The 1997-nt window shown below is 63.6% G+C and carries 1 protein-coding gene and 1 pseudogene; both read right to left on the bottom strand.

The window, feature by feature from the left end; all coding sequences use genetic code 11:
* Positions 1 to 1240, bottom strand: a 1240-nt coding sequence (locus tag ACT3SQ_RS19125) for a condensation domain-containing protein (protein WP_444502884.1), incomplete at its 3' end; no start/stop codon positions are given.
* Positions 1241 to 1265: 25 nt separating this feature from the next.
* Positions 1266 to 1997, bottom strand: a pseudogene (locus tag ACT3SQ_RS19120) (serine hydroxymethyltransferase); the annotation flags it as partial.

Genomic DNA, 1997 nt, shown 5'->3' with positions numbered 1-1997 from the left:
GCATACGGTCCGTGACATCTGCGGCCAACAGCACTGAGCTGCTGAAATCTCCGACCAACTGTGGCACCTGGGCGTGTAAATCTGCACGGTCGAAAAGGGGCAGGTTGAGCAGGAACTGCGGATCGGTGGCCCACCCGCCAATGGCCTCGACAAAGGCGGTCGCCAATGCCATTGCCGGCGTCACGCCATGCTTTCGCGCGATATGTTCCAACCGTTCGCGTTCAACCGGGTTCAACCAGTGGTGCAGCCGCTGCACGCGCGTCGGCGTCCGCCCGGGTGTCTGCCTCAGACGCGGCAGGTCAGGAGCACCAGGCAGTGTGGGCAACCGTGCCTGCCACCAGTCGCGAGCCTCGGCATACTCCCGCGTGTGAGTCTCGGACTGTTCCGCCTGACGGCGGTCGGCAAGATACTGAGGGAAGCTGTACGTCAGGCTCGGCAGTACGGAGTCCGGGTCGTGATAGTAGGTAGCGAGATCGGCCATGAGGACCCTGAAGCTGGCTGCATCGGCGGCAATCATGTCGAGATTGACGTGCAATCGCGTTCTGCTCTCACTCACCAGCGACACCGCGACATCGAATACTTGTCCGGACGCGATATCGAGTTGTCGATGTGAGGCCTCGTGACGAACACGTTCCAACGCGGCAGCCTGCTCCGCGTCATCGAGGTCACGCAGATCATGAATGGTGAGGCCCGGCCACGCCGGCTGCGGGAGAATACGCTGCCGCCCGTCGTCGCCGATCGCGACTCGGAGCATCCCATGGCGTTCTAAGAGCAGCCGCACGGCTCTGTCGAGTCGGTCCGTATCGATGCAGGGGCCATCGAACTCGTTGTACAGATGCGTTGCCACACCTCCGAACTCCATGTCCGCGTCTCGTCCGGCCCAATATGCATGCTGCATGAGCGCCAGGTCGAACGGCTCGCCAGGACTCACCGGTGGTGCCGGGTCCACAGCCTCGGGCTCGGCGCGCGGGGCATCGAGCAACTGCCGCCAGGCGCCGAAAGTCGGGCGCTCCGCGAGCTGCTCAAAGGTGGCCGATACTCCCAGTCGGCGTGCCTGGTTGATGACGGACATCATCCCGAGCGAGTCGAGGCCGAGCTTCAACGGCTCGGCATCGTCGCTGAGAGCTCTGACATCGCAGCCGAGCCGCGCGGCAATCAAGTCCGCGATGATGTCCGACGGACGCGCGTCGGCCTCAGACGATGACCCTAACGGGACAGCTCGATCAACGTTGGACGACATGGATCTCCTTGAAGTGTATGGGTGCTCAGGGCAGGCTGGTTGTGGCATAGAGCGGATACCGGTTGGCCAGTGCGGAGACGCGGCTCGCGAGGCTGGGACCGTTCTCCGCTCGGGTTAGGGCGTCGGCCAGGATCTCGGCGACCTCGGCGAAGGCGGAGTCGTCGAAACCGCGAGTCGCAAGGGCCGAAGTGGCCAGCCGAAGCCCAGAAGGTCGACGGGATGTGCGCGTCTCGTTCGGAACCGTATTGCGATTGACTGTCACGCCAATACTCTCCAGATACTGTTCTGCGTCTGCACCGTCGGTGAACTGGCCTTGTTCTATTGCTTCGGACAAATCAAGCAACACGAGATGACAGTCAGTGCCACCGGTCACCACCTGGATCCCCGATGATCTGATGTCGGGCTGACAGAGCCGCTCGGCGATGATCTTCGCGCCTTGAAGTGTTCGCCGTTGGCGCTCGACAAACCCAGGTCGGCCGGCGAGATGGAAGGTGGCAGCCTTGGCGGCGATGCTCTGATTGAGCGCTCCGCCTTGGTGCCCGGGGAAAACAGCCGCGTCGATTCGGTCGGCCAGTGAGCCCCGGCAGAGGACCAGCCCACCGCGCGCACCTCCGAGAGTCTTGTGGGTCGTGCTGGTGACGACATCGGCATACGGCACCGGCGAGGGGTACACACCGGCTGCGATCAGGCCAGCAAGGTGTGCCATATCCGCGACGAGAAAGGCGCCGACCTCGTCGGCGGTATGTCGGAACCCGGC

This window comes from Brachybacterium sp. AOP42-C2-15 (assembly GCF_052377065.1).
In the GTDB taxonomy this organism is placed as follows: Bacteria; Actinomycetota; Actinomycetes; order Actinomycetales; family Dermabacteraceae; genus Brachybacterium.
The sequence above is the reverse complement of the archived record's forward strand: the minus strand, read 5'-3'. Positions and strand labels throughout refer to the sequence as shown.